General features: G+C 72.7%; 17 protein-coding genes. 6 read left to right on the top strand and 11 right to left on the bottom strand.

The genetic code is table 11. The features are described 5' to 3' along the window. Positions 1 to 216: 216 nt before the first annotated feature. The 5 genes from rsmA to rsmI all read right to left on the bottom strand — a co-directional run bounded on the left by rsmA (position 217) and on the right by rsmI (position 4,913). Positions 217 to 1,080 (bottom strand): 16S rRNA (adenine(1518)-N(6)/adenine(1519)-N(6))-dimethyltransferase RsmA, encoded by an 864-nt coding sequence (gene rsmA / locus OG432_RS20270; protein ID WP_328312369.1) that lies wholly within the window; start codon positions 1,078 to 1,080, stop codon positions 217 to 219. Then, on the bottom strand, positions 1,077 to 2,369 hold the full coding sequence (locus OG432_RS20265; RefSeq protein WP_443058421.1) for a ubiquitin-like domain-containing protein: 1,293 nt from the start codon (positions 2,367 to 2,369) through the stop codon (positions 1,077 to 1,079). Before OG432_RS20265 ends, rsmA begins: the two co-directional genes overlap by 4 nt. Positions 2,370 to 2,521: 152 nt before the next feature. Further along, positions 2,522 to 3,397 (bottom strand): TatD family hydrolase, encoded by an 876-nt coding sequence (locus OG432_RS20260; RefSeq protein ID WP_328312368.1) that lies wholly within the window; start codon positions 3,395 to 3,397, stop codon positions 2,522 to 2,524. Positions 3,398 to 3,470: 73 nt separating this feature from the next. Next, positions 3,471 to 3,833 carry a hypothetical protein gene (locus tag OG432_RS20255; protein ID WP_328312367.1) on the bottom strand — a complete coding sequence of 121 codons (363 nt, stop codon included), beginning with the start codon at positions 3,831 to 3,833 and terminating at the stop codon, positions 3,471 to 3,473. Positions 3,834 to 4,025: 192 nt separating this feature from the next. Beyond that, positions 4,026 to 4,913 (bottom strand): 16S rRNA (cytidine(1402)-2'-O)-methyltransferase, encoded by an 888-nt coding sequence (gene rsmI, locus OG432_RS20250; RefSeq protein WP_267052773.1) that lies wholly within the window; start codon positions 4,911 to 4,913, stop codon positions 4,026 to 4,028. A 76-nt stretch (positions 4,914 to 4,989) separates the two neighbouring features. Between rsmI and OG432_RS20245 the strand changes: the two genes are divergently transcribed. The 4 genes from OG432_RS20245 (at position 4,990) to OG432_RS20230 (ending at position 10,948) form a co-directional block, all read left to right on the top strand. Then, complete coding sequence (locus OG432_RS20245; protein ID WP_328312366.1) at positions 4,990 to 6,816, top strand: dolichyl-phosphate-mannose--protein mannosyltransferase; 1,827 nt, start codon at positions 4,990 to 4,992, stop codon at positions 6,814 to 6,816. A 134-nt stretch (positions 6,817 to 6,950) separates the two neighbouring features. After that, positions 6,951 to 8,603, top strand: a complete 1,653-nt coding sequence (locus tag OG432_RS20240; protein WP_328312365.1) for a penicillin-binding transpeptidase domain-containing protein — start codon at positions 6,951 to 6,953, stop codon at positions 8,601 to 8,603. Between the two features lie 127 nt (positions 8,604 to 8,730). After that, entirely contained in the window at positions 8,731 to 9,576 is an 846-nt protein-coding gene (locus tag OG432_RS20235; RefSeq protein WP_328312364.1) for a DMT family transporter, read from the top strand. Between the two features lie 46 nt (positions 9,577 to 9,622). Further along, on the top strand, positions 9,623 to 10,948 hold the full coding sequence (locus OG432_RS20230; RefSeq protein ID WP_328312363.1) for an FAD-dependent oxidoreductase: 1,326 nt from the start codon (positions 9,623 to 9,625) through the stop codon (positions 10,946 to 10,948). A 49-nt stretch (positions 10,949 to 10,997) separates the two neighbouring features. Here the strand turns inward: OG432_RS20230 and OG432_RS20225 are convergent, their stop codons facing one another. Further along, positions 10,998 to 11,453 (bottom strand): winged helix-turn-helix transcriptional regulator, encoded by a 456-nt coding sequence (locus OG432_RS20225; RefSeq protein WP_328312362.1) that lies wholly within the window; start codon positions 11,451 to 11,453, stop codon positions 10,998 to 11,000. A gap of 96 nt (positions 11,454 to 11,549) precedes the next feature. Between OG432_RS20225 and OG432_RS20220 the strand changes: the two genes are divergently transcribed. Beyond that, positions 11,550 to 12,431 (top strand): NAD(P)-dependent oxidoreductase, encoded by an 882-nt coding sequence (locus tag OG432_RS20220; RefSeq protein WP_328312361.1) that lies wholly within the window; start codon positions 11,550 to 11,552, stop codon positions 12,429 to 12,431. A 123-nt stretch (positions 12,432 to 12,554) separates the two neighbouring features. Here OG432_RS20220 and OG432_RS20215 read toward each other — a convergent pair whose 3' ends face one another. The 5 genes from OG432_RS20215 to OG432_RS20195 all read right to left on the bottom strand — a co-directional run bounded on the left by OG432_RS20215 (position 12,555) and on the right by OG432_RS20195 (position 17,534). Beyond that, positions 12,555 to 13,376 (bottom strand): SDR family NAD(P)-dependent oxidoreductase, encoded by an 822-nt coding sequence (locus OG432_RS20215; RefSeq protein ID WP_328312360.1) that lies wholly within the window; start codon positions 13,374 to 13,376, stop codon positions 12,555 to 12,557. Continuing rightward, a complete protein-coding gene (locus tag OG432_RS20210; protein ID WP_328315169.1) occupies positions 13,373 to 14,539 on the bottom strand; it encodes a serine hydrolase domain-containing protein in 1,167 nt (388 codons plus the stop codon). Before OG432_RS20210 ends, OG432_RS20215 begins: the two co-directional genes overlap by 4 nt. A gap of 287 nt (positions 14,540 to 14,826) precedes the next feature. Beyond that, complete coding sequence (locus tag OG432_RS20205; RefSeq protein WP_443058591.1) at positions 14,827 to 15,606, bottom strand: energy-coupling factor ABC transporter ATP-binding protein; 780 nt, start codon at positions 15,604 to 15,606, stop codon at positions 14,827 to 14,829. Positions 15,607 to 15,682: 76 nt separating this feature from the next. Next, positions 15,683 to 16,444 carry a cobalt ECF transporter T component CbiQ gene (gene cbiQ, locus OG432_RS20200; RefSeq protein WP_328312358.1) on the bottom strand — a complete coding sequence of 254 codons (762 nt, stop codon included), beginning with the start codon at positions 16,442 to 16,444 and terminating at the stop codon, positions 15,683 to 15,685. Between the two features lies 1 nt (position 16,445). Continuing rightward, positions 16,446 to 17,534, bottom strand: a complete 1,089-nt coding sequence (locus tag OG432_RS20195) for an energy-coupling factor ABC transporter permease (RefSeq protein WP_328312357.1) — start codon at positions 17,532 to 17,534, stop codon at positions 16,446 to 16,448. Between the two features lie 219 nt (positions 17,535 to 17,753). Between OG432_RS20195 and OG432_RS20190 the strand changes: the two genes are divergently transcribed. Beyond that, complete coding sequence (locus tag OG432_RS20190; RefSeq protein ID WP_328312356.1) at positions 17,754 to 18,158, top strand: SsgA family sporulation/cell division regulator; 405 nt, start codon at positions 17,754 to 17,756, stop codon at positions 18,156 to 18,158. The last annotated feature ends 112 nt before the right edge of the window (positions 18,159 to 18,270 follow it).

Here is an 18,270-nt window from a genome sequence, read left to right as displayed (position 1 = left end):
CCGCCCCAGACCCCGCACCGCGCCTGAAGGGCGCTCGTCCTCAAACGCCGGACGGGCTGAAGATGCCTCGACTGGGCACCCTGCCAAGGTCAGCCCCGATAGGGGCGCGGGGAACTGCGCGACCAGCCACGCACGGCCCGCACACGAAAGCGGGGTTTTAAGGGGCGCGGGGAACCGCGCGAGCGAGCCGGCACGGCCCGCACACGAAAGCTGGGGTCAGCCGGGGCGGTTCTCCGCGATCGCGGCGAAGTGTTCCACCGTCAGGGCCTCGCCCCGCGCCTGGGGCGAGATCCCCGCCGCCACCAGCGCCGCCTCCGCCGCCGCGGGCGACCCCGCCCAGCCGGACAGTGCCGCCCGCAGGGTCTTGCGTCGCTGGGCGAACGCCGCGTCCACGACCGCGAAGACCTCCGCCCTCGACGCGGTCGTCGCCACGGGGGCCGCGCGGCGGACCAGCGACACCAGGCCCGAGTCGACGTTGGGCGCGGGCCAGAAGACGTTGCGCCCGATCGAACCGGCCCGCTTCACGTCCGCGTACCAGTTGGCCTTGACCGACGGCACCCCGTACACCTTGTTGCCCGGCTTCGCCGCGAGCCGGTCGGCGACCTCCGCCTGGACCATGACCAGGGTGCGCTCGATGCTCGGGAAGCGGGCCAGCATGTGCAGCAGGACGGGGACCGCCACGTTGTAGGGGAGGTTCGCTACCAGGGCAGTGGGGGGCGGGCCCGGAAGATCCTGGACGGCCATCGCGTCCGCGTGGACGAGCGAGAAGCGCTCGGCCCGCGCGGGCATGCGCGCCGCGATCGTCGCGGGCAGCGCGGCCGCGAGCACGTCGTCGATCTCGACGGCCACCACCCGGTCAGCCGCTTCGAGGAGTGCGAGGGTCAGCGAGCCCAGACCCGGCCCCACCTCCACCGCCACGTCGTCGGGGCGGACCTCCGCGGTCCGCACGATCCGGCGGACCGTGTTGGCGTCGATGACGAAGTTCTGGCCGCGCTGCTTGGTGGGGCGTACGCCAAGCGCTGCGGCCAGTTCACGGACGTCGGCGGGGGTAAGAAGTGCGTCGGGCTCAGTGGTGCTCACCGATACAGCCTACGGCCGCAGTGCGGCCACGGACTCGCCCCCCGCCTCACGAAGAGCTTCTTCGCCCGGTACGTCTGCTCGCCGGCCGGCGCCTGCTCGGCCCGCCCGCTGCCGCCGAGCGCGTGCCAGGTCCCCGGGTCGAACTGGTACAGCCCGCCGTACGTGCCCGAAGGGTCGAGCGCGCTCGGGCGGCCACCGGACTCGCAGTGGGCGAGGCCGCTCCAGTTGAGGTGGTCGGCGCCGCCCACCGAGGACGGCAGCGCCTTGGTGCCGATCTTGATCTGCTGCGTGACGGGGGCGCGGACGATCTCCTCCGCGATCTTCCTCGGTCTCTGCCGGACGCCGTTGACGGTCCGCAGCGCGTACGTGACCCTGCGCACGCCCGGCTCGCCCTGGCGGGCCACGACCTGGGTGCCCGCGAAGAGCGTCGCGTCCTTGGCCCGCTCGGTCCTGAACGGGATGCGTTCCTCGCGGACCTCCTTGGTGCCGCTGATCCGCATCACGGTGACGGTCTGCCCGTCGCGCGGGAAGGACGCGGGCGCGACGGAGGTGGTGTCCTGGCCCTGGAGGTCGATCCCGGCCTCGTCCAGGGCCTCGGCGACGGTGGCCGCGTTGGTGCGCAGGGTGTGTTCGCGGCCGTCGGCGAGGAAGGTCAGCGAGCGTTCGGTGCGTACGTCGAGGGCGAGGCCCGCGCGGCCGATCTCCGAGGAGCGGGACGCCGACAGGTAGGCGCCCTCGGCGCGCACGCCGAGCTGGCGCAGGGCGCCCTCCACGGTGCGGGCCGTCGTCCACACCTGGCGGCGCTGCCCGTCGAGGGTGAGCTGGACGGGGCGGCCGTAGCGCACCACCACCTCGTCGCCGCCGGCGAGTTCGGCGTCACGTCCCGGCGCCACGATGTCGTGCGCGCCGACCGGCACGTGTTCGTCGGCGAGGAGTTCCTCGACGCTGTCGGCGAAGGTGTGCATGGTGCGCGGTACGCCGTCGACGGTGAGCTTGACCGCCTTGTCGCTGACGAGGAACGCGGAGGTGCCGCCCGCGAGGAACGCCACGACCAGGGCCTGCGGGATGAGGCGGCGCAGCCGGTCGGGTCCGCCCGAGGACCTGCGGCGCCGGGCGGCGCGGCGCGCCCCGGCCCGCCCGCCGCCGTCCGTGTCCTGGCGCGGCGCCTCGGGTGCGCGCGGCTCGGGCACGGGCAGCGGGGCGATCTGGGTGTCGAGGTCGGCGTACGCACGCGCGTAACCGTCCTGGCTGCCGCGTGCGGCACGGTGACTGCCCGTCGAACTGCTCACGACGCTCCAGGGTCCGGTCCGGTGGCGATGCTGCGGGCCGGGACACTAGCGGAGCGAGGGTCACTCTCCAAAGCGACTCGACTACGCAGTGGCGCGGCACTACCCTGTGCGCCCCTCCGGCCGCCCCCCGAGCGGCCGGAATTCGTTATCGCTCAGTAATCAAACGCGCGCGCGGTGTTGTCCGCGATCGCCGCGGCCAGCGCGTCTTCACCGATGCCCTTCACGGCCGCCATGGCGCGCACCGTGACCGGAATGAGATACGGCGCATTGGGCCGTCCGCGGTACGGCGCCGGCGTGAGGAACGGCGCATCCGTCTCGACGAGAACGAGTTCCAGGGGGGCGACGGACAGGGCGTCCCTGAGCGGCTGCGCGTTCTTGAAGGTCATGTTTCCCGCGAAGGACATGAAGTACCCGTATTCGGCGCAGAGTTCGGCCATTTCCGCGTCGCCGGAATAACAGTGGAAGACGGTGCGTTCGGGGGCGCCTTCCTCGCGCAGAATGCGCAGCACATCGGCGTGCGCCTCGCGATCGTGGATGACGAGCGCCTTGTTCCGCCGCTTGGCGATCTCGATGTGCGCCCGGAACGACCGCTCCTGGGCGGCCTTGCCCTCGGGCCCGGTGCGGAAGTAGTCGAGGCCGGTCTCGCCGACGGCCTTGACCCAGGGCAGCGCGGCGAGCCGCTCGATCTCGGCGAGGGCCTCGTCGAGGGCCCCTTCGCCGCCGGGGCCGCGCGCGCCCTGGCGCGACCAGCCGTCCGGGTCACCGAGGACGATGCGGGGCGCCTCGTTGGGGTGCAGGGCGACGGACGCGTGGACGGCGGCGTACGCCTCGGCGGTGTCCGCGGCCCACTGGGAGCCCTTCACGTCGCAGCCCACCTGGACCACGGTGGTGACGCCCACGGCCGCGGCCTTCTCCAGGGCCTGTTCGACCGTGCCGTCCTGCATGTCCAGGTGGGTGTGCGAATCGGCCACCGGCACGCCGAGCGGCTCGGGCAGCGGGGGCGGGGCGTCCTTCGTGGCGGCACTCATGCCGCCGATCCTACGAAAGGCGCGCGTCCGGTGACTCCGCGCGCCCCTCGTCGTCATGCGCCGTGCGGGCCGCTCACTTGCGGTGGAAGGGGTGGAGGAGGTCCGACAGGTGCCAGTGGTGCTCCGGCTTCCCGGTGGCGTCGGCCGCTTCCTGGGGCCCAGGTTGTGCCGGGGCGGACGCACGGTGCTGGACCTGCTGCGCGGACGACACCCGCCCGGAGCGCATGATGCGCACCACGTGTCCGCCGCAGTTGAGGCAGGTGGGGGCGGACAGCGGGGAAGGCACCCGGTCGCCGTTGGCCTTGTATATGACGAATGCCTGGCCCGTGGCGTCTACGTGGTGCTCTATCTCGTACGCCTGTTCCCAGCCGTATCCACACCTCATGCACGCGAAGGCATACGCCTCGTGTGCCGTGGTCTCAGCGATCTCACTCATGTGCCGGCTCCTCTTGTCCGCTGGACAAGCTCTTGCGAGCGCTCTTGCGAGCGGGGGCGAAAAGGTCCCCGGTCCAGGAGACGCCTTTCGCTGCCAAAACGCATCAGGGGCTGTCGAGAGTTGGCACGGACTTGGCCTTTCCTAGAGCTGCGTCCTTTTGCCCGCCCCGCTGCGCGGCCTGCGTTTTACTTTTTACGATAGTCCTTTACCGTCCGCAGGGCTCTGACGTGCCGCGTTCTTTGCCGCCACCACCGCGTCGAAGACCTCGCGCTTGGGTAGACCGGTCTCGACGGCGACCGCCGCGATGGCCTCCTTGCGGCGCTCCCCCGCCTCCTCGCGCACCTGCACCCGGCGCACCAGCTCGGCCGCGTCGAGGTCGGCCGGTCCGGTGTCGGGGGCGCCCTCGACCACCACGGTGATCTCGCCGCGCACCCCCTCGGCCGCCCAGGCCGCGAGGTCCTTGAGCGGGCCGCGCTTGACCTCCTCGTACGTCTTGGTCAGCTCCCGGCACACCGCCGCGCGCCGCTCGGCGCCGAACACCTCGGCCATCGCGGCGAGGGTGTCGTCGAGGCGGTGCGGGGCCTCGAAGTAGACGAGGGTGCGCCGCTCGTCGGCGACCTCGCGCAGCCGGCCGAGGCGCTCGCCCGCCTTGCGCGGCAGGAAGCCCTCGAAGCAGAACCGGTCGACGGGCAGCCCGGACAGGGCGAGCGCGGTCAGCACGGCGGAGGGGCCCGGCACCGCCGTGACCTTGATGTCCTTCTCGACGCAGGCCGCGACCAGGCGGTAGCCGGGGTCGGACACCGAGGGCATGCCGGCGTCGGTGACGAGCAGCACCCGGGCGCCGCCTTCGAGCGCCTCGACGAGCTCCGGCGTGCGCGCCGACTCGTTGCCCTCGAAGTAGGACACGACCCGGCCCTGGGTGTGCACCCCGAGCGCCTGGGTCAGCCGGCGGAGCCGCCGGGTGTCCTCGGCGGCCACGACGTCGGCCCGCTCCAGCTCGGCGGCCAGCCGGGGCGGGGCGTCCGCCGTGTCACCGATGGGGGTGCCTGCGAGTACGAGTGTTCCAGTCACACCGACCATCCTCGCAGCCCCGCGAGGCCGAGGTCGCCGGGCCCGGCCACGGGACTCCCATAGGTGAGTTCCCTACGATGGCGCGGTGACCAGTACTGCGCCACCGACCCTGCCGGGCCACGACGCCGGGGAAGAACCGCCCTCCTGGCAGCACCGCATGCGCCGGTTCGGCCATGTCGTGCGGCCGACGACCGGACTGCGGGAGCGTCTGGTGCCGCCGTTCACCCGGCCACCGGGCCAGCTGTGGACGGTCCTCGGCATCCCTCCGCTGTGGGGCGTGCGCATCGTGCGCTGGTCGGCGTGGGCCGGGCCGCTCCTGGTGACGCTCGTCGCGGGGCTCATGCGGTTCTGGAAGCTGGGCTCCCCGGACGCGGTGATATTCGACGAGACGTACTACGCCAAGGACGCCTGGGCGCTCATCAACCAGGGCTACGAGGGCGACTGGCCGAAGGACATCGACAAGTCGATCCTCGCCAACCCCGACCTCATCTCGGTGCCGAGCGCGCCGGGCTACGTGGTGCACCCGCCGGTCGGCAAGTACGTGATCGGCATCGGCGAGAAGCTGTTCGGCTTCGGCTTCACGCCGCTCGGCTGGCGGTTCATGGTGGCCGTGCTCGGCACCCTGTCGGTGCTGCTGATCTGCCGCATCGGACGCCGCCTGTTCCGCTCGACGTTCCTCGGCTGCCTCGCCGGCACCCTGCTCGCGGTCGACGGGCTGCACTTCGTGATGAGCCGCACCGCGCTGCTCGACACCGTCCTGATGTTCTTCGTGGTGGCCGCGTTCGGCTGCCTCCTCGTCGACCGCGACCGTACGAGAGCCAGGCTCGCGGCCGCGCTGCCCGAGGACGAGGAGGGGCGGCTGCGCCCGGACGCGGAGATCGCCGCGGGCCTGCGGTTCGGATGGCGGCCCTGGCGGATCGCGGCCGGGCTGATGCTGGGCCTGGCCTGCGGCACCAAGTGGAACGGCCTGTACATCCTGGTCTTCTTCTGCGTGATGGCGGTCCTGTGGGACGCGGGCGCACGGCGCACGGCGGGCGCGGTCAGCCCCTACCGGGCGGTGCTGCGCCGGGACGCGTTCTGGGCGTTCGTCTCCACCGTGCCGGTCGCGATCGTCACGTACATGGTGTCGTGGACGGGCTGGTTCGTCACCGACAAGGGGTACGGGCGGCACTGGGCGGACGGCCGCGCGGGCCTGTCCCCCGACCACATCAAGCTGCCGCTCATCGGCACGATCAACCACCTGCCGCAGTTCGACATGAGCTGGGTGCCCGCCTCACTGCGCAGCTTCTGGCATTACGAGACCGAGGTCTACAGCTTCCACGTCGGCCTCACCGAGGGCCACACCTACCAGTCGAACCCGTGGAGCTGGCTGGTCGACGGCCGCCCGGTCTCGTACTACTACGAGAGCCCGAGCCCCGGCACTGGCGGCTGCCCCTCGGACGCGGGCGCCAAGTGCGCCTCCGAGGTCCTCGCGCTCGGCACCCCGCTGCTGTGGTGGGCCGGCTGCTTCGCGCTCCTGTACGTCCTGTGGCGCTGGATCTTCCGGCGCGACTGGCGGGCGGGCGCGATCGCGTGCGGCATCGGCGCCGGGTTCCTGCCCTGGCTGATGTACCAGGAGCGGACGATCTTCTTCTTCTACGCGGTCGTGTTCGTGCCGTTCCTGTGTCTGGCGGTAACGATGATGATCGGCGCGATCATCGGGCCACCCCAGGGCGCGACCGAAGGAGCCGCCGCGACGGTCGAACCCGGGCTCGGCCGTGCGGAGCGGCGGCGCGCGGTGGGTGCGATCGGAGCCGGGGTGCTGGTGCTCCTCATCGTGTGGAACTTCGTGTACTTCTGGCCGATCTACACCGGTACGGCGATCCCCATCGACGCGTGGCGCAGCCGCATGTGGCTGGACAGCTGGGTGTGATGCCGGTCGCGTTCCGGTAACCGTTAGGACACGTGCCGACCCCGCTGTCACCGTCGTCCCGTAGAGTCACCCGCAAGTAACCCCTTGAACATGTTCAAGAGGTTCGGGGGACTCCTGGGGAGGGGAACTGCGGGATGCGCAGTGGAGCGAAGGTCGCCATCGCAGGCGGAGTGTTCATGGTGGTCGCCGGCGGCGTGGCGTACGGGGGGTACGCGCTGGTGAGCGACGACGGGAGCGGCGGGTCCTCGCAGCACCGCACGCAAGGGGCGCCGGCCCGCACCGGGCCGCTGGGCGCGGACGAGATCAAGCAGACGTCGACCGACTTCCTCCAGGCCTGGGCCAAGGGCGACGCGACCGCCGCGGCGGCCCTGACCAACAACCAGGGCGCCGCGGCCACCGCCCTGACCGGGTACCGCGACACGGCGCACATCACCGATGTCCAGGTCACGCCGGGCACGCCCAACGGCGCGGTCGTGCCGTACACGGTGAAGGCCCAGGTGTCCTTCGAGGGAAAGACGGCTCCGCTGTCCTACGCCTCCCAACTGACCGTCGTGCGGGGCCAGTCCACGTTCAAGCCGCTGGTGGACTGGCAGCCCGCCGTCCTGCATCCGCAGCTGAAGGCGGGCGAGCACCTGGTGACGGGCAGGGCGCAGAACCCCGAGATCGAGGCCGTCGACTACAAGGACCGTCCGCTGACCAAGGAGAAGTACCCCTCGCTCGGCGCGATCCTGGACGGGCTGCGCGAGAAGTACGGCGCCAAGGTGAACGGCACGCCCGGCATCGAGCTCCAGATCCAGGGCGACACCACCGGCACCGGCACCCCGGCACGGACCCTGATCACCCTTCAGAAGGGCTCCCCCGGCAAGCTGAGGACGACGCTCGACGCGGACGTGCAGGCCGCCGCGGAGTCGGCGGTGAAGCGCTTCGGCGAGTCCTCGGTGGTCGCGGTGAAGCCGAGCACGGGTGAGATACGGGCGATCGCGGACAACCGGGCCGACAAGTTCCCGGCGTCGTTGCAGGCCGCGGTCGCACCCGGCTCCACCATGAAGATCATCACGGCCACGATGATCATGAACAATGGTCTGGGCGGCGCCAACGAGAAGGTGGAGTGTCCCTCGACCGTGCCGTGGAAGGGCTACACCTTCCACAACCTGGACGACTTCTCACTCACGAACGCCACCCTCACCCGGGCCTTCGCCAAGTCCTGCAACACCGCTTTCATCAAGCCGGTGAAGCCCCTCGACGACAAGGGCATCGCCGACACCGCCCTGGGACAGACGGCCCGCGACTACTTCGGGCTCGGGCAGAACAACTGGAAGATCGGCGGCCTGACGTCCTTCGACGGCAGCGTGCCCGAGTCGTCCGGCGTGGAGACGGCCGCCTCCTACATCGGGCAGGGCAAGGTCCAGATGAGCCCGCTCGACATGGCGTCGGTGGCCGCCACCGTGATCAACGGCGGCTTCCACCAGCCGATCCTCGTACCCAAGGACCTGGACGGCCGCCAGATCGCCACCGCCAAGCCGCTCCCGGGCTCCGTCGCCACCCAGCTCCAGCAGATGATGCACGCGGCGACCGTCGGCGAGGGCACGGCCGTCAAAGCGATGGCCCAGGTCCCCGGCACCAAGGGCGCCAAGACCGGATCGGCGGAGGTCGACCAGCAGGGCAAGGCCAACAGCTGGTTCACGGGCTACGGCAACGGCCTTGCCGCCGCCGGCCTCGTCCAGTCCGGCGGACACGGCGGCGACGCGGCGGGCCCCATCGTCGCGCAGGTGCTCATGGCGGGCTGACCCCGGCGGGCGGCTCGGCGGCCCCGGCGGGCCTGCCGACCCCGGCCCGGGTGGTCCGTACACGCACTACTAGCGTGCGGGGCATGAGCTCTCAGGAACACTCCCACGAGGCGCGCGGGCGGCGCACGTGACCGTGACCGTCACGTGCGCGGTGCTGCTCGCCGCCGTCACGCACGCCAGTTGGAACGCGCTCGCCCACCACCTCAAGGACCAGCTGCTCTCGTTCACCCTGATAGGTGGCGGCGGCGCGCTGATCGGTCTGCTCGCGCTGCCGTTCGTGGCGCTGCCCGCCGCCGGAGCCTGGCCGTACCTGCTGGTGTCGACGGTGCTGCACATCGCCTACATGCTGCTGTTGATGCGCTCCTTCACCCTGGGCGACTTCGGGCAGATGTATCCCATCGCGCGCGGCACCGCGCCGCTGGTGGTGACGGTGCTCGCCGCGGTGTTCGTGCACGAGACGCCGAACGCCTGGCAGACGGCGGGCGTGGCGGTGTCGTGCGCCGGTCTCGTCGGTGTCGCGCTGTGGGGCCTGCGCGGCTCGCGGCCGCACTGGGCCGCCATCCTCGCGGCCCTCGCCACCGGGCTCGCCATCGCCGGATACACCGTCGTCGACGGCGTCGGCGTGCGGGCCTCGGGCTCCTCGTTCGGCTACATCGCCTGGCTGATGCTCCTCCAGGGCCTGGTGATCCCCGCGTACGCCCTGTACGCGCGCGGCCCAGCCCTGTACGCGCAGCTGCGCCCGTTCGCGGCGCGCGGCCTGCTCGGCGCGGCCCTGTCGGTCAGCGCGTACGGGCTCGTCCTGTGGGCGCAGACCAGGGCGCCGCTCGCCCCGGTCGCGGCGCTGCGCGAATCGTCGATCATCGTGGGCGCGGCGATCGGCGCGCTCTTCTTCAAGGAACGCTTCGGCGCCCCGCGGATCGCCGCGGCGGGCCTGCTCGTGGTGGGCATCGGCCTGATGCTGCGGGCGGGTTGACACCGGGCGGCCCATCGCTAGGTTGCGCCTCGACGAAGGGGGCGCCATGACCGGCACACCGCACGTCCTGATCATCGGCGGCGGCATTGGGGGGCTCTGTCTGGCCCAGGGGCTGCGCAAGGCAGGCCTGGGCTTCGCGGTGTACGAGCGCGGCCCGGCGCGCGCCGGCGACGGCGAGGACCACCGCGTCCGCATCGGCCCGCAGGGAGCGCGCGCCCTGTACGCGTGCCTGCCGCCCGAGGCGTGGGAGGTGTTCACGGCGGGCACGGAGAGCGGCGGGCGGTCCGTCTTCGTCACCGAGCGGCTGCGGGAACTGCTCGTCCTGCCGCAGCCCGCCGCGGGCCGCGCGCCGCAGCACTCCTCGCACGCGACCAGCGCCGGCGCCCTGCGCCGCGTCCTGCTCACCGGCCTCGACGGTCATCTGGTCCATTTCGACCGGGAGTTCGTGCGGTACGAGCTCACGGACGACGACGGCGCCGGCGGCGGGAGTGCGATCCGCGCGCACTTCTCCGACGGCTCCACCGCCCACGGCGACCTGCTCGCCGGCGCGGACGGCGCGGACTCCCGGGTACGCGGCCAGCTCCTGCCGCACGCCGTGCGCACCGACACCCAGGTGCTCGCCGTGACCGGCAGCCTCGACCTGTCCGGCGCGCGGGCCGACGAGCTGCCCGAACCCCTGACGGCCGCGTCGACCTCGGTCCTCACCCCGCGCGCGGACGCGATGTTCTGCACGGCCGGACGCGCCACCGCGCACGGCCGCCCGCGGATCGACGGCCTGTACGCGGGCGCCGAGGCCGACCTCGGCGTCCACGCGGCCCTCGCGGACGGCCCGCTGCTCGCCCGCCACCGCTCCCACGTGGTGTGGACGTACGTCGCCAAGACCGCCGCCTACCCCAGGGACGTCGAGCACCTCGACGGCAAGGCGCTGCGCGCCGTGGTCGCCGAACGCATCGCCCACTGGCATCCGGCCCTGGTCCGCCTGGTCGCCGAAGCCGACCCGGACAGCGTGGCGCCGGTACGGATGCTCGGCATGCGGCCCGTCCGTGCGTGGCCGCCGGGGCCTGTGACGCTGCTCGGCGACGCCATCCACGGCATGCCCGCGCTCGGCGGCACCGGCGCCACCACCGCCCTGCGCGACGCCCGCCTCCTGAGCCGGCTCCTCGCCCGGCGCCGCGACCCGGTGCAGGCGATCGCGGCGTACGAGAGCGAGATGCGCGCCTACGGCTTCGAGGCGGTCGCGAGGTCGCTGCGCACCACCCGCTCGGCGACCTCCGACAGCCGCCTGGCCCGGACGCTGCTCCGCGGGGTGCTGCGGACCGCGGCGCACAGCGGGTGGGTGCGGGCGGCGGTGTTCCGCGACGCCGGCGAGTGACCCCGCACGCGAGGGTGCGGCTCCCCGGGGCTCCGCCCCGGACCCCGGTTCACACCTTGGGGAGGACGGACGGAAGCGGCCCCCGGAACAGAGCCTGGTCCGCCTTCTCCGCCAGCGCCTGATCCACCCCCTGATCCAACGCCTGATCCAGCCCCTGATCCAGCCCCTGAGTGGCCGGCCGCTCGCGGCCCCAGGCGGCCAGCGGCCCGAGTGCGTCGTTGAGGCGCATGCCGTCCTCGGTCAGCGAATACTCCACGCGCGGCGGCACCTCGTCGTGAGCGACGCGGCGCACGACGAGGTCCGCTTCCAGCTCCCGCAGGTGGGAGGCCAGCACCTTCTCGGTGATGCCGGGAAGCAGTCGGCGCAGCTCGCCGAAGCGGCGGCGGGGGTGTTCGTGGAGCGCCCAGAGGATCAGCACCTTCCACTTGCCGCCGATCACCTCCATCGCGGTATCGATCCCGCAGACGTGTCCGTCCGGTGCACCCGGCCTGTTCAGCGTCGCCATGCCCCACCCCTCCGACCTGCTCGCTCACCCCGGGGTAACCACCCACTCCGAAGTGCGTACTTGATCACTCACGGGCCTGCGACCAGCCTAATCGGCATGGCACACACCACTGTTGAACAGACTTCCGTCACCCTGCTTGGCCTCGGCGCGATGGGCACCGCGCTGGCCCGTACCTGGCTCGCCGCCGGCCACCCGCTCACCGTCTGGAACCGCACCCCGGCCCGCGCCGCGGCGCTCGCCGCCGAGGGGGCGACGGTCGCCGGCAGCGCCGCCGAGGCGGTCGCGGCGAACACCCTGATTGTCGTATGCCTGTTGGACGACGCCTCGGTCGAGGAGGTGCTGACCGGCACCGACCTGACCGGCAGGGACCTGGTCAACCTGACCACCAGCACCCCCGCCGAGGCCCGCGCCCGCGCCGAGTGGGCCCGCGAGCGCGGCGCCCGCTACCTGGACGGCGGAATCATGGCCGTCCCGCCGATGATCGGCGTCCCGGAAGCCGGCGGCTATGTCTTCTACAGCGGCTCGCGGGAACTGTTCGAGCGGCACCTGGTGACCCTGGGCGTCCCGGCCGGCACCACCTACGTCGGCGAGGACGCGGGCTTCGCTTCCCTGCATGACGTGGCCCTGCTCAGCGCCATGTACGGGATGTTCGCCGGAGTCGCGCACGCCTTCGCCCTGGTCCGCAAGGAGGACATCGACCCCGTGGCGCTCGCCCCGTTGCTCGCGGACTGGCTCGTCGCGATGTCCCCGGCGGTGCACCAGACCGCCGACCAGTTGCGCAGTGGCGACTACACCAAGGGCGTCGTTTCCCGTCTGGCCATGCAGGTGGCCGGCACACCGACCTTGCTGAGCACCGCCGAGCAGCAGGGTGTCAGCCCGGAACTGCTGAGCCCGTACTTCGCGCTGATGCGGCGTCGCCTGGCGGCGGGCAGCGGCGACGAGGACCTGACCGGCGTAATCGACTTGCTGACCCGCTGACCCGGCCCCCCTGGGGCTCCGCCCCAGACCGCGAGCACGGCCCGCAGCCGAAAACGGGGTTGAGGGGCGCGGGGAACTGCGCGAGACGCGGGCCGCAGGCGGAGGCGGGGTCCCGGGGCAGGCCTACGCCCCGCCCGCCGCCCGCAGGAACCCGGTGTTGACGGCGAGCAGGCCGCCGTCGACGCGCAGAGTGGTGCCGGTGACCCAGGACGCGTCGGCCGAGGCGAGGAAGGCGACGGCGGCCGCGATGTCCTCCGGCTCACCGACCCGGCCCAGCGGATACATGGGCGAGACCCGCTCCAGCTGGTCCGGACGGTCCTCCCAGGCGGGGGTCCGGATGGTTCCGGGGTGCACGAGGTTGACGCGCACCCCGCGCGGCGCGGCGTCACCGGCGAGCGTACGGGTCAGGGAGGCCAGGCCCGCCTTGGCGGCGCTGTAGGCGTGGTTGCCGAAGGCCTGCTCGCCGTTGACGGAGCCGATGTTCACGATCGCACCCCGCCCGGACGCGGCCAGGTGCGGCAGCGCGGCGCGGGAACAGCGGAAGGCTCCGCCGAGGCTGACATCGAGGTCGCGCGCCCACTCCTCGTCGTCCTCGTCCTCGAAGCGCGCGGCGTCCGGCGTGCAGGAGTAGGCGTTGTTGACCAGGACGTCGAGCCGGCCGAACTCCTCGACGGCGAAGGAGACCGCGGCCTCCACCGATGCCCGGTCGGCGACGTCGCAGTGCCGGGCGACGGCGCCCTTCAGCCCGGCCGCGGTGGCCTCGGCGCCCGCCAAGTCGATGTCGGCGAGCAGGACTTGGGCGCCTTCGGCGGTGAGCCGGCGCGCGATGGCGGCACCGATGCCACGGGCCGCGCCGGTGACCAGCGCGGCGTGACCCTGGAAGCGTGCGATGTGCGGAGCCGTCGGAGTCGTCTGAGCGGTCGGAGTCGTCTGAGGTTGCGTCATACGACCGAACGTAGCGCCCTCACCAAGGCCTGGGCCCGGGGATCGGCCGTGACGCCCTTCTGCAGCCCGTTGGTCACATAGCCGAACGCCGTCCCCGACTCGGGGTCGGCGAAGCCGAGCGAGCCACCGCGGCCCGGGTGCCCGAAGGAGCCGGGCGCGAGCAGCGGGGACGCCGGGCCGTGCAGCATGTAGCCGAGCCCGAAACGGGTGTTCACGACGAGCACCCGGTCGGGTCCCGCGCTCTCCTCCGTGCGGGCCAGGGTGAGGGTCGCGGGCGCGAACAGCCGCTCCCCGCCGTCCACTTCGCCGATGGTGGCCGCGTAGAAACGGGCCAGCCCGCGGGCGGTGGAGACGCCGGCGGACGCGGGGAGTTCGGCGGCGCGGTAGGCGGGGTCGTTCTCGTCGGGCAGCGGGTCGATCGCGCCGAACGCGCGCCGGGTCAGCGAGCGCGGGTCCGCGTACGCCTCGGCGACGTTGCGCTTGGGGCGCATCCGCAGCGTGCCGGCGCCGTCCTCGGGCGGCTCGACCGGGCCGACCCGGCCCACCCGGTGTGCCTCCGTGCCGGGCACACCCATCCAGAAGTCCAGGGCGAGCGGGCCGGCTATCTCCTCGGCGGCCCAGCGCCCGATGGTCCGCCCGGTGACCCGCCGGACCAGCTCGGCGAGGAGCCAGCTGTACGTCTGTGCGTGGTAGCCGTGCGCGGTGCCGGGCTCCCAGAACGGGGCCTGCGCGGCGACGGCCGCGGGCCCGCTCTCGCCGTCGGCGGCCTCCGCGGGGGTCACCGGCCGGTCGAGGGCGGGCACCCCGGCCCGGTGCGCGAGGAGGTGCCGTACGAGGGTGCGTTCCTTGCCGGCGGTCTTGAACTCGGGCCAGTACGTCGACACCGGGGCGTCCAGGTCGAGGCGGCCGCGCTGATGGAGGAGGAGGGGGACGGCGGCGGCCACGCCCTTCGTGGCCGAGCGGACGATCTGGGCGGTGTCCAGGGCCCAGGGGGCCGTCCCGTCGACGTCCTTGGTGCCGGCCCACAGGTCGACCACCTTGCGGCCGTCGCGGTACACGGCCACGGCGGCGCCGCGGTCGCCCCTCTGCTCGAAATTGCGCACGAAGGCGTCCTGGACCGGCTCGTAGCCCGGTGCTACGGCGCCCTGTACGTCGACCACGATCCGCTCCCTCGCCCACGCGGCACCAAGCCGGCACCCCCACCATGGTGCCCGACCTCTCTGGGGCTCCGCCCCCGACCCCAACGCGTTTTCCCACCCTCCCCCAAGCTCTTAATGAGCAGGGGGGACCCCCATCCCGTGCGGCGGGGTTTGATGGCCCGGCTCCCTGGGGCTCCGCCCCAGACCCCGTATCGCGCCTCAAGGGCGCTCGTCCTCCGGACGGGCTGAGGATGTCCATGCCGCCCGGCACCAAGTAGCTGAGGGGCGCGGGGAACTGCGCGTAAAGGGGGTCAGGTTGTGGGGCGGGTCGGGGTGAAGCCGAAGGGGAGTTCCAGGCGGTGCGCTCGCATCAGCGCCGCGTCGGACAGGATGTCCACGGTGGGACCGTCCGCCGCGATGACCCCCTCGCTCAGGATCACCGAACGCCCGCACAGCTCCAGCGCATACGGCAGATCGTGCGTCACCATGAGCACCGTGACGTCCAACCCCCGCAGAATGTCCGCGAGTTCACGCCGCGACGCCGGGTCCAGGTTGGACGACGGCTCGTCCAGAACGAGGATCTCCGGGGACATCGCGAGCACCGTCGCGACGGCGACCCGGCGCCGCTGCCCGAAGGACAGGTGGTGCGGCGGCCGGTCGGCGTACTCCGCCATCCCGACCTGGGCCAGCGCGCCCATCACCCGCTCCTCCAGCTCCGCCCCCCGCACCCCCGACGCCGCAGGGCCGAAGGCGACGTCCTCGCGGACCGTCGGCATGAAGAGCTGGTCGTCGGGGTCCTGGAAGACGATGCCGACCCGGCGCCGGATCTCCGCGAGGTTCTTCTTGGCGACGGGAAGCCCCGCGACCGTCACCGAGCCCGCGCCGCCTTCGAGGATGCCGTTGAGGTGCAGGACGAGCGTGGTCTTGCCGGCGCCGTTGGGGCCGAGCAGCGCGACCCGCTCGCCGCGCCCCACGGTCAGGTCGACGCCGAACAGCGCCTGGTGGCCGTCGGGGTAGGCGAACGCCAGCCCGGACACTTCGAGGGACGGGACATCGACGTTCACGGGGGCCTCAGCGGTCGTAGGGAGCAGGGTGCGTGCGGGGGCCGTGGGCGGCGTACGCGGTTCGGGCGTCACGGTGTCCACCCCGGCAGACACGGTTCGGGCGTCACAGTGTCCACCCCAGCAGACACACCACCAGCGCCGCCCCCGGCAGGGCGACCGCCCGCGTCCACTGGGTTCCGGTCGCCGTCACCTCGTCGATGACCGGCATCGTGCCGGCGTACCCGCGGCTGACCATCGCGAGGTGGACGCGTTCGCCGCGCTCGTAGGAGCGGATGAAGAGCGCGCCCGCCGACTTCGCGAGGACGCCCCAGGAGCGCACGCCCCGCGCCTCGAAGCCGCGGGAGCGGCGGGCGATGGACATCCGGCGCATCTCGTCGGTGATGACGTCCCCGTACCGGATCATGAACGAGGCGATCTGGACGAGCAGCGGGGGCAGCCGCAGGCGCTGGAGGCCGAGAAGGAGCGCGCGCAGTTCGGTGGTGGAGGCGAGGATCACGGACGCCGCGACGCCGAGCGTGCCCTTGGCGAGCACGTTCCAGGCGCCCCACAGCCCGCTCTCGCTGAGCGAGAGGCCGAGCACGTGCACCTGCTCGCCGGGCACGACGAACGGCATGAGCACCGCGAACGCCACGAACGGGATCTCGATGAGCAGCCGCTTGAGGAGGTAGCCGGCCGTGATGCGGGCCGCGCCCGCCACGGCGGCGAGCAGCACGGCGTACAGCGCGAAGGCCCACATCGCCTCGCGCGGCGTGGACACGACGACGACCACGAACAGGAACACCGCGGCGAGCTTGCAGTGCGGGGGCAGGTCGTGGACCGGCGAGTGGCCGTGCCGGTACAGCCGGTGGGAGTGGCCCGCTCCCATGTCAGACGGCTTCCGGGGTGCGTTCGGCGGCGGTGGGCTTCGACTCGGTGCGGCGCCTGCGCACCGCCCAGAACACGCCGCTGCCGACCGCCACCGTGACGCCGACGCCGATCACTCCGGCGAGGCCGCCGGCCAGGCGGGCGTCGCCGACGTCCTTGACGGAGTAGTCGGCGAGCGGGGAGTCGGACGAGGCGTGCTGGGTGGTCTTGGCGTCGATGCCCTTGTCGTGGGCGACCTTCTCCAGGCCGTCGGGGCTGGCCGAGGCGTAGAAAGACACGAAGCCGGCGAGCAGCAGGGCGGTGACGATGCCGATGCCCCACACCTTGCGGGTGGACCCGGTGCGGGCCGCGGCGGGGGCGGGTGCGGCCGGCGCGTCGACGAGTTCGCCGCCGACGCGCAGCTTGAGCGGCGCGGTCAGGCCGCGGGCGCCGTACACGAGGTCGGGGCGGACCGCGATGACCGCGCCCACGGTGAGCGCGGTGATGACGGCTTCGCCGATGCCGATGAGGATGTGCACGCCGACCATCGCGGTGAGCACCTTGCCGATCGGGACGTCGGTGGTGCCGCCGAGTGCGTAGATCGCGGTGAAGACGAGGGCCGCGGCCGGCACGGAGAGCAGCGCGGCCACGAAGGAGGCGACGGTCACCGAGCGGCGGGTGCGGGGCAGCACCTTGACCAGGGCGCGGAAGACGACGTAGGCGACGACGGTGGTCGTGATCGCCATGTCGGTGATGTTGACGCCGAGCGCGGTGAGGCCGCCGTCGGCGAAGAGGATGCCCTGCATGAGCAGGACGACGGACACGCACAGCACGCCCGTGTAGGGGCCGACGAGTATCGCGGCGAGCGCGCCGCCCAGCAGGTGTCCGCTGGTGCCGGCCGCGACGGGGAAGTTCAGCATCTGCACCGCGAAGATGAACGCGGCGACCAGGCCCGCGAGCGGCGCCGTCTTCTCTCCGCCGCCGCTCAGCGCGTGGGGGTCGCCGCCGAGCTCGCGCCGCGCGCCGCGCAGGCTGATGGCGACGGCGGCGGCGGCGACCACGCCTGTGACCGCCGATACAGGTGCGTTGATGAATCCATCGGGTACGTGCATGGGTGGACTCCGATTTCCCGTGGGCGCCCTCTTCCCTGCGCGGGCGTGCGCAGAACCGTTTGATGATAGTGCCCTGTTGCGAACCTCTTGCAAAAGCGTACGAACAACAGGTGCCAAGCCGACTCGCCGAGGGTTTCCTCCGGAAATATGGGACATTGGAGAACAAATAGCGCGAACCGGTATTCCGGTATCCGACAGCACCAGGGTGAGGAGCGATCGATGTCCCCCGCAGTCGAGGACCACGCCGAGGACCACACCGCCGGCCGCTCCGTGGAGGATCACGCGCGGGCCCGTGTCGTCACGGACGCCCCGCTCTCCAATCCCGTCCCCGTCGCCATGCGCTACGACCCCGCCGACACCTCGGGTGCGGTCTGCTTCGCCTTCCCCGGCGGCAACGAGTGGATCTTCCCGCGCTCGCTGCTCGAATCGGGCCTGCGCGCCCCGGCCAGCCGGGGCGACGTGAGCGTCTGGCCGTGCGGCCGGGCCCAGACGGTGCTCGAATTCCACTCGCCGGACGGAGTGGCGGTGGTCCAGTTCGACAGCTCGCCCCTGGTCCGCTTCCTGCGCCACACCTACGCCACCGACGCACGGGCCGCGCCGTCCCCGGCGGGCCGCCGGCCCTGAGGCCGGCCCCGGCGACGCGAAGGCCCCCCGCGCGCGGTGCGCACGGGGGGCCACGGTCGCCGGCGGTCCCGTCCCCACAGGCCGCCGGCGTCGGCCGGGACCCTCGGCCGCT

Source organism: Streptomyces sp. NBC_00442, from assembly GCF_036014195.1.
Lineage (GTDB): Bacteria > Actinomycetota > Actinomycetes > Streptomycetales > Streptomycetaceae > Streptomyces.
The sequence above is the reverse complement of the archived record's forward strand: the minus strand, read 5'-3'. Positions and strand labels throughout refer to the sequence as shown.

Excerpts from the sequence above, each read along its gene's own strand:
- OG432_RS20230 (WP_328312363.1), top strand. The coding sequence starts at position 9,623 with ATGACCGGCACACCGCACGTCCTGATCATCGGCGGCGGCATTGGGGGG.
- cbiQ (WP_328312358.1), bottom strand. The coding sequence starts at position 16,444 with ATGGGAGCGGGCCACTCCCACCGGCTGTACCGGCACGGCCACTCGCCG.
- OG432_RS20260 (WP_328312368.1), bottom strand. The coding sequence starts at position 3,397 with ATGAGTGCCGCCACGAAGGACGCCCCGCCCCCGCTGCCCGAGCCGCTC.
- OG432_RS20220 (WP_328312361.1), top strand. The coding sequence starts at position 11,550 with ATGGCACACACCACTGTTGAACAGACTTCCGTCACCCTGCTTGGCCTC.
- OG432_RS20240 (WP_328312365.1), top strand. The coding sequence starts at position 6,951 with ATGCGCAGTGGAGCGAAGGTCGCCATCGCAGGCGGAGTGTTCATGGTG.
- OG432_RS20255 (WP_328312367.1), bottom strand. The coding sequence starts at position 3,833 with ATGAGTGAGATCGCTGAGACCACGGCACACGAGGCGTATGCCTTCGCG.
- OG432_RS20215 (WP_328312360.1), bottom strand. The coding sequence starts at position 13,376 with ATGACGCAACCTCAGACGACTCCGACCGCTCAGACGACTCCGACGGCT.
- OG432_RS20195 (WP_328312357.1), bottom strand. The coding sequence starts at position 17,534 with ATGCACGTACCCGATGGATTCATCAACGCACCTGTATCGGCGGTCACA.
- OG432_RS20190 (WP_328312356.1), top strand. The coding sequence starts at position 17,754 with ATGTCCCCCGCAGTCGAGGACCACGCCGAGGACCACACCGCCGGCCGC.
- rsmI (WP_267052773.1), bottom strand. The coding sequence starts at position 4,913 with ATGGTCGGTGTGACTGGAACACTCGTACTCGCAGGCACCCCCATCGGT.
- OG432_RS20225 (WP_328312362.1), bottom strand. The coding sequence starts at position 11,453 with ATGGCGACGCTGAACAGGCCGGGTGCACCGGACGGACACGTCTGCGGG.